Annotated in this window: 1 protein-coding gene; it reads left to right on the top strand. The window is 46.3% G+C overall.

The window, feature by feature from the left end:
• Positions 1-603, top strand: a 603-nt coding sequence (locus R7Z49_RS26265) for a BamA/TamA family outer membrane protein (protein ID WP_318112595.1), incomplete at both ends; no start/stop codon positions are given.

Below are 603 nucleotides of genomic sequence, written 5' to 3'. Positions count from 1 at the left end.
TAGACTACCGCTACCCATACTGGAACCTGGATGTTGTAAGCGTTAGCGGTAAGAGTTTCTACGATGAATTTGAAGCATCTGAAGCGGGTATCATTGACTATACCAACCAAAGTTATGGTGCAAGTTTGACATGGGGTTTCCCATTTGACGAACTGAACCGTTTTGAATTCGGCGTTGGTTATACCCACAACAAGATCGGTAACTTGTCACCTTACTTGCAGGTAGAGCAATTCTTGCAAGCTCAAGCAGACAATATCGACTCAAGCGGTGCGTTAAACACCAACGACTTTGATTTCAATATCTCTTGGACTCGTAACAACCTGAACCGCGGTTATTTCCCGACAGCGGGTAACCACCAACGCGCATTCTACAAGATGACCGTACCTGGCTCTGACGTTCAATACTTCAAAATGCAGTACGATGTGCGTCAGTACGTGCCTTTGACTAAGAAGCATGAGTTCACGCTCTTGTTCCGTGGTCGCTTAGGTTATGGTAACGGTTACGGTCAGACGGATGGCAACGATAACTTGTTCCCATTCTACGAAAACTATTACGCAGGTGGCTTTACGACACTACGTGGTTTCGGCTCTAACAGCGTAGGTC

The sequence above is a fragment of the Vibrio sp. 1562 genome (assembly GCF_033340155.1).
Taxonomy (GTDB): domain Bacteria; phylum Pseudomonadota; class Gammaproteobacteria; order Enterobacterales; family Vibrionaceae; genus Vibrio; species Vibrio alginolyticus.
This window is presented reverse-complemented; position numbering and strand designations above follow the sequence as displayed.